This is a genomic window from Bacillus sp. AFS073361, assembly GCF_002567005.1.
Classification (GTDB): domain Bacteria; phylum Bacillota; class Bacilli; order Bacillales; family Cytobacillaceae; genus Neobacillus.
This window is the reverse complement of record NZ_NUZU01000012.1, coordinates 134638-141948: the sequence shown is the minus strand read 5'-3', so window position 1 is coordinate 141948 and position 7311 is coordinate 134638. Positions and strand designations below refer to the sequence as shown.

The 7311-nt window shown below is 40.3% G+C and carries 10 protein-coding genes; 3 read left to right on the top strand and 7 right to left on the bottom strand.

Annotation, left to right across the window (positions count from 1 at the left end):
* Positions 1-337 precede the first annotated feature (337 nt).
* Positions 338-541, top strand: a complete 204-nt coding sequence (locus tag COJ96_RS07905; RefSeq protein ID WP_098572400.1) for a helix-turn-helix transcriptional regulator — start codon at positions 338-340, stop codon at positions 539-541.
* Between the two features lie 779 nt (positions 542-1320).
* Here COJ96_RS07905 and COJ96_RS07900 read toward each other — a convergent pair.
* From COJ96_RS07900 to COJ96_RS07880, 5 genes are all read right to left on the bottom strand, one after another.
* Positions 1321-1575 carry a hypothetical protein gene (locus tag COJ96_RS07900; RefSeq protein WP_098572399.1) on the bottom strand — a complete coding sequence of 85 codons (255 nt, stop codon included), beginning with the start codon at positions 1573-1575 and terminating at the stop codon, positions 1321-1323.
* A 64-nt stretch (positions 1576-1639) separates the two neighbouring features.
* Complete coding sequence (locus COJ96_RS07895) at positions 1640-2179, bottom strand: hypothetical protein (RefSeq protein ID WP_098572398.1); 540 nt, start codon at positions 2177-2179, stop codon at positions 1640-1642.
* Positions 2180-2282: 103 nt separating this feature from the next.
* Positions 2283-3152 carry a tyrosine-type recombinase/integrase gene (locus tag COJ96_RS07890; RefSeq protein WP_098572397.1) on the bottom strand — a complete coding sequence of 290 codons (870 nt, stop codon included), beginning with the start codon at positions 3150-3152 and terminating at the stop codon, positions 2283-2285.
* A 221-nt stretch (positions 3153-3373) separates the two neighbouring features.
* A complete protein-coding gene (gene erpA, locus COJ96_RS07885; protein ID WP_098572396.1) occupies positions 3374-3739 on the bottom strand; it encodes an iron-sulfur cluster insertion protein ErpA in 366 nt (121 codons plus the stop codon).
* 129 nt (positions 3740-3868) lie between these two features.
* Positions 3869-4108, bottom strand: a complete 240-nt coding sequence (locus COJ96_RS07880) for a YuzB family protein (protein WP_098572395.1) — start codon at positions 4106-4108, stop codon at positions 3869-3871.
* Between the two features lie 225 nt (positions 4109-4333).
* Here COJ96_RS07880 and COJ96_RS07875 point away from each other — a divergent pair, with 225 nt between their 5' ends.
* Positions 4334-5401: an NAD(P)/FAD-dependent oxidoreductase gene (locus COJ96_RS07875; protein WP_098572394.1), complete on the top strand. Its 1068-nt coding sequence runs from the start codon at positions 4334-4336 to the stop codon at positions 5399-5401.
* 88 nt (positions 5402-5489) lie between these two features.
* Here COJ96_RS07875 and COJ96_RS07870 read toward each other — a convergent pair whose 3' ends face one another.
* Complete coding sequence (locus COJ96_RS07870) at positions 5490-5816, bottom strand: YuzD family protein (protein WP_098572393.1); 327 nt, start codon at positions 5814-5816, stop codon at positions 5490-5492.
* Between the two features lie 123 nt (positions 5817-5939).
* Between COJ96_RS07870 and COJ96_RS07865 the strand changes: the two genes are divergently transcribed.
* Positions 5940-6203 (top strand): NifU family protein, encoded by a 264-nt coding sequence (locus COJ96_RS07865; protein ID WP_231507843.1) that lies wholly within the window; start codon positions 5940-5942, stop codon positions 6201-6203.
* A 56-nt stretch (positions 6204-6259) separates the two neighbouring features.
* Here COJ96_RS07865 and yutH read toward each other — a convergent pair whose 3' ends face one another.
* Positions 6260-7270, bottom strand: a complete 1011-nt coding sequence (gene yutH / locus COJ96_RS07860) for a spore coat putative kinase YutH (protein WP_098572392.1) — start codon at positions 7268-7270, stop codon at positions 6260-6262.
* Positions 7271-7311: the final 41 nt, after the last annotated feature.

The following is a 7311-nucleotide window of genomic DNA, read 5'->3' as shown; positions in this document are numbered from 1 at the left end:
TAATAGTAGCTAGCACCAAGTACTCCGAGCATGCTGCCGGTAGTTAACACTTCGAATAACAAATCGCCACGCTCCTTTCTAATATCACGTAGTGATAGTTGTAATAGATACGCATATTGGAAGCGAATAATAGGACGATTGGTGTCGTAGAGATAGAGGCGATTATCTACCGTTCGCTCTACCGTGATGCTGGCGTTTGGTAATGCGTATAGTAGAGTGTATGGGAATTCCGCCCAATATTGCAGGTCCATACAAAAAAATTGTGCAGAATTCAGGCGTCAAATTTGTGAAAGGATTAGGACGAGGCGTGTCGAATTATATACGTAGGTGATCTAACATGATAATTAGCGTAATAGGCGATAGAATCAAGGAGTCGCCATACAGAAGGGAATATATTTCGAAACATATGGGAGTCTCGCGGAATACACTATCGAACTGGTGCACGGGCAAGACATATCCGACGGCACCGCAATTATTTAAACTGGCGGAATTATTAGACGTCAAAGTGGACGATTTATATGAGGTGAAAGAGGAAGATTAACCGGAATGAATGACGTGAATGTCCGCGACATAGAATTGTAGCGACACCCCATGCGGAAAAATTGTGCGCAAATTAGAAACGTCTAAACCCCGGCTTTTTGGACCGGGCTCTGGGGGTCTGCGGTTTTTGTCGAATCTGAACCTAAATCGTAATCATTCCGATTATATGACGATTGTATAACGATGAATAAGTATTCAACATAATTACGCAATAATTTAATTTTACGTAATTATCTCGAATCAGAACGCTGTTATACCAACGTTAATTCATTACGTAGATAATATCGATATACATAGTTCTATACATCCGCATACCTACGCCCTTTGCCTCGCCAGTAGCTCCGTTATTTCCCAGCGTTAGTGCATAATGAATGCCGGTTCATATTGCGGATAGCTGCGCGATAACCTACCGATCGGCATACGATTCGACACCCATCGAGTTTGAAAGGCAGCCCCGCCCCAGGCGCTCCGTGCTGATGATTAATTGGATACGTTTCGGACACTCTAGAATTAGGAGGTGCTCTGCATGTATTCTTGGTTATACACTCATTTTATAAACACGTATTGGTTTCTATTCTCCTTGATCTCGATTCCTGGCGTCCTTTTGATTTATTTACTTTATTCAGATATAAAACAAAATAAGCAAGATAATGACGGTAGTCAAAACCAATAGCACCCATCGTTATTTTCTTCCACATTACGCCACATTACCCGCACATATTCCGAAATATCGAGTTCCTTTTATTATATAGTACGTTAACGTGTTAAAGTAATACCGTACTAAAACAGTAGGCTCCAATTAGCGTCGATGTTTCGTAACTCCTCCCGCTCCATCTCGGCCACTAGCTCCGTTATATCTTGATCGCCATTCACAAGGATTTGCTCTAATTGCGCATGCTGGGACATTTGCTTCCGTATCTCTTTCCAGAATGCAAGCGCAACTTGTTCCGGCCTTCTTCCCCGTAATGGAAAGCTCCCACCCTGCACTAGTCGGCTTGCGGCCGTATAATGAATCTCGATAGTGATTGCGTACATATTTATCACACTCCTGGTTCTTATTATACGAACTAACGTTCTATGTGTATACAAAAAATAAGACCTATTTCAGGCCTTCTAACTCTTTCTTTAATTCGTTATTTAAATCTTCGTACACATTCACAGCAATTGTTAAGAACGATTCTATATCTCTTTTTATTGCCTCATATGTAATTTCGTGGTCTTTAAAATTTCTTTTTGGAGTATCTGGCTCATGAAACCCTTCAAAAATTACATTATAATTATCGTAAACCTTTTCATATCGGTCCCTATATTCATCAGGAATAAACCACTGATTTACCATCAATCTTCGACATATTCGTATTGCTTCGGCTTGGCTAGAATCATTTAATTGACGAAACTCTTTATGCGTAATTTCTCCTTTTATTAAATCAACCATTCGTGAAAGACTAGTTGCACCTTCTCTTATGAAATCTGACAAATCCAATGAAAATTCTTGATATTTTTCTATTCTTAACTTTCTGGATAAAAATTCTTTTTGCAACTTAATTTCTCTTTTCGCACTCAATTTACTACCTACAAAAACGCCAATTAATCCGAAGATTGGTGTTGCAAACGTTTTAATAAAGTCGAATATACTCATTGATTAAACCTCCCTTGTCTATTCCATTATATCAGACCAAAGATTTGATGCGGCTATTTATATGTATGTAATAAAAGCGCCACCGGTTAAGGTGACGCAATGGTTAAACGCGTTTATTTCGAAACTTATTCATCTGTGAGAAGTCGTCATGGCTCCGTCGCATCTCCGTTGTATCCATCTGAATATAACGCCTCATGGTTCGTATGTCTTGCCAGCCGCCCATCTTCTGCAAAGTAAACGGATCGCAGCCGTTAAGAATCATGTTCTTCGCCCAGGTATGACGGTAGACGTGGCTCGTTACCTTCTTGCCGTCAATGCCAGCTTTCTTTGCGTAGTACTTGAGCCGTTTGTTTAATTGGTTCCAGCCGAGGTTCTCACCGTAACTGGAGAGGAATAAGCGGTCTGTTTTAAAGTGCTCGCGATTCTCTCCGATAAGCTGCAGTAAAAGCTTTGAAACGTGCGCTGAGAACGGTATGAGCCGAGGCTTCCGATTCTTGACATCTTCATCGGTAAAGCAATTCGTCAGGTCAACATCTGTCCGCAATTCCTTCACGTTATCCATCCGATTAACTTCGATTAGGCCCTCGCTCTCTAAATGATTGAATATCGCTCTGTACGTTCTGACTCGAATATTAATCGTAGCCTCTTTCAAGCCAACGCCCTGCTGTTTCGCATAAATAAACTTATGCCCGTCGTACCTTTTCGCATCATAGCGTAGATAACTGATATAATTCCGAAACATCTCTTTTGTAAGCTGATCGACCGTTTCGACGTCCTCATAATTTTCCTTTAACCAATCGGTAAAATACCGCCACATCTTAGCGTAATCAGTAAGCGTTCGTTCCCGAAGTCCCTCCGCCTTTTTGCCGGAAATAACGAAATCAAGCGCCTGGTCTAGCGTTAAATTCGGATATTCTTTCTTATTCGCCAGTTCACGCACTGGTTTACGTCTTGCTCGTTTTTGTAACGCCATAATAAAAAGCCTCCCTAACGGTAAGTGATTAGACATCCCACCGCTAAGAAGGCCGTTATTTACAACCCTGATTCGTATGTTTTAGGGTTGTGTTTGTATAATCGCGAGGTTGTGTACACGCGGATTTCCGACGTTATCCGCAACCCTGCGCCCCTGTTTCCGATTCGATTACCGGACTAATATCCCGGACCTAAAATCGGCTCAAAACGTTGATATACCGCCTAGCATTCTTCCGGAGTACCAGTAGCAGTAGCCGTTCTAAACGATGACCCACATCCGCATGATGCGATTGCATTTGGATTGTCAATAGTAAAGCCGCCGCCCATCATTGATTCTTTATAATCAATCTTGGTTCCTTGTAAAATCGCTGCACTCTCTTTATCGACTAAGATTTGAATTCCATGTTGTTCAAGTTTCAAATCATCTTCATTTACTGTATGTTCAAAGCCCATCCCATAGGATAAACCGCTGCATCCACCACCTTTTACGCTAACGCGTAACAAAGCGCCTTCTTCTTCGTTATGCTTCATCATTTCTTTTATGTGGAGCGATGCCGCTTCTGTTAAAATAACCACATTATTACTCAATATGATACCCTCCCTTAATGAGGCTTTTAATTTATTATATACACGTATTGTTAACTACTCAAATGATACGATTCCTTCGTACTATCATATGAAATATATATAAATAAGGGAGCGGCGACGCTCCCTATTTTAAAACATTGGATTCTCTTCCAAATATTGATAAATATTATCGACCAATTCGTCAGGTGTTTTTCCTGTGACTACTTCCCCATTTACGAGAGCATATAACGAAGTCGCACATTTACCGCAATATCCAAGACATCCATATTCAATAATATCCAAATTAGGATCTTTTTCTAATTTCTCTAGTGCCTTTTGGGCACCATTCGCAAGATTGCTTATACAAAATTCGATGATGGGTTGAATCATTGCTTTCACCTCTCCACAACTAATTATCCTACTCCATTTCATCCACTCCGTCAAATACCATGTATACTATAACCATGTCAAGAAAATCATGAAAATTGTTGTTATTTTGTCATAATTCCGCTATACTCGTATGTGTTAAAGGAACGGATTTATTATTCTATTATTTTTTTTTGACATTTTAGGCAATTTTAAATATGAAACGGGCTATTCAAAGGGGTAATAAAAATGAAAAACCTTGTAATTCTTGGTGGCGGTTATGGCGGAATGAAGATACTAAATGAACTTCTCCCTAACCATTTACCAGAGGACATGACCATTACACTAGTGGACCGTGTACCTTACCACTGTTTAAAAACGGAGTATTACGCATTAGCAGCAGGAACAATTTCTGACAAAGAAGTAAGGGTTGCTTTTCCGGAGCACCCACGATTAAAAGTAGTTTATGGTGAAGTAATCGGAATTCAAACAACTGAAAAAAAGATTACATTAAAGGATGCGGAGCCTCTCGACTATGATGACCTCATCATTGGTCTGGGCTGTGAGGACAAGTATCATGATGTTCCGGGAGCTGATCAGTTTACTTACAGTATCCAGTCTATTGAAAAATCTCGACTTACCTACTCTGTCTTAAATAATCTGGGACCGGGCTCAGTTGTTGGTATCGTAGGCGCTGGTCTTAGCGGCGTGGAATTAGCAAGTGAATTAAGCGAAAGTCGTGAAGACCTAAACATCAAATTATTTGATCGGGGAAAACATATTCTCTCTGCATTCCCTGAACGTTTAAGCAAATATGTTGAAAATTGGTTTGTAAAAAACAATGTCGAAATTATTAATAACTCGAATATTACCAAAGTGGAAGAAAATGTATTATACAATCACGACCAGGCGATCCATTGTGATGTAATCGTATGGACCGCGGGAATTCAAGCCAATAAAATTGTCCGCGCTATGGACGGGGAAAAAGACGGAATGGGAAGACTAGTTATAAGCCCGCTTCACCACCTGCCCAATGATGAACATGTTTTTATTCTTGGTGATTGCGCAAGTCTTCCCCATGCTCCTAGTGCTCAATTAGCGGAAGGTCAGGCGGAACAAATTGTTGAAGTATTAAAGAGACGTTGGAAAGGTGAAGAACCTCCAACATCATTCCCACAAATAAAATTAAAGGGGATCCTTGGTTCCCTTGGGAAAAAGCACGGATTTGGGATGATGGCAGACCGCGCCATTACTGGACGTGTCGCCCGCTTGCTTAAATCCGGGATTCTGTGGATGTATAAGTTTCATAACGGGTAATATAAAAAGCTCCAGCGCCATGAACAGGGGGGCGCTGGAGCTTGATTCAAAGAAGAAGCATTCCATTTTTGTGGAATGCTTCTTCCAATTATATAGCTGTATATCCGTGTTTCTCTAGTTCAGAAAAAATGGTTTTTAAACGCGGGTTCCCTTCTCCAACGATTTTGTCTTTGATGACAACCACTGGATAAAACATATCCTCTTCGACCACTTTTTCTGCAAACGCGATTTTTTCACTCTCCCCAGTGGGCTGATAGATATCCACATAGGTCATTTTAAACGGTTGGTCTGGAAATTTTCTCGCTATCGCTGCCTCCAACCATTCAAACGTTTCTTTGGAAGATGGTAAATTGACACAACTCGGGCACAACTGCTCTGCACCGTAAACAACAATTTCTACTTCTGTACTATTCATCTACTCATTCCCGCCTTTTTATTTCAGGTTAACTCATTTTTGCGATATAACCAAGAAAATGACTATAAATGTGTGTTTTCCTAATTTCTGATAATGGATTTTTCACGATGATGACATTATAATATAAGTATAGGAAGGGAGTCGATTAATTTGGCAGAACAAGAAATTTTTGAACAAGTTCAAGAAGTATTAGATAAATTACGTCCATTTCTTCTTCGCGACGGCGGAGATTGTGAATTAGTAGATGTTGAAGAAGGCATTGTCAAACTTCGCCTGTTAGGTGCATGCGGCAGCTGCCCAAGCTCAACCATCACACTGAAAGCTGGTATTGAAAGAGCTCTTTTAGAAGAAGTACCAGGAATTGTGGAAGTAGAACAGGTATTTTAATAATCAAAAAAGTGATTGCCATCCATAGGCAATCACTTTTTTAATGAAAACATGTTTTAGTAAAGCCATTCCAATAAAGGCAGGTTTAAACGCTTGATTGGAGCGTCAGTAAGTTGATAAAAACCCGCCAAAAATTGTTCATATTCTCCGGACTGGCGTAAAATTCTCATTAACTTTTCTTCTAATACCTTTTTGTCCTGTTCGGATGTGGTAATATAATAACTCTCTATACATTCAAAGTAATGGAGCGGGAAAATTAACCGGGAATACAATAATCGCCAGGAAAATGGCGACAAAGGGGCAATACTTTGATACTCTTCAAAAAAGCGCTTTAATTCCACGTCATAGGTTTGGGAATTATGAAGATATCTTTCCCTTGTCCATTCACCGATGTCCCGGCTGCGATGGTCAAATACCCAGTCAAACGGATTTTTGATCATATAATTATTGTGCGGCCCCCAAGTCTTTTGCGTAAACCGTTCATGACAAACCGTTCCGCTATCCGTTTCAAGCGGTTCATCATCAATCTCGGTATCCACTAGATATTGAATAGCGTTTTCCGTTAACCCCAAATAATAGGGGAAGGAATCAATAAACATCCGCTGAAATTCATCTTCAGGTGTTTGAAAAAGAAGACCATTCCACACCTTTTCCATCTGCTCGAGCCGTTTTTCCCATAAGGTCTTCCATTGTCCGATCCTGCTAGACCTCTCTATTTGAAAGGGGACTCTCCTGCCGCGCTCATGGAATTTTGCCAATTTCCTGCCCAATTTAACTTTTTTCTGTTCTTTCAGTTGTCGATTTGCAAGGACACAATATTTATTTTTTTCCCATTCTGTAATTAAATGCCCTTCTTTAGACGGTAAAATGGCGGGAACATTTTGATCACCATAATTGCGTAAATGCTCCGCGATTTTCTCAAGTTCGGCAATATCTTCTTCTTCCTTGCCCGCTGGTTTAGAGATTAAGTAGAGCCAGCCATTTCCTCTTAACGCATCAAACCGATCCAGTTTTACATATTCCTCGACCGTAATGCCATATTGATTTTCCAGCATTTTTTGAAGCATTTATAGTCCACCTCATTTCTTTCCCTTTTCTTACTTCATAT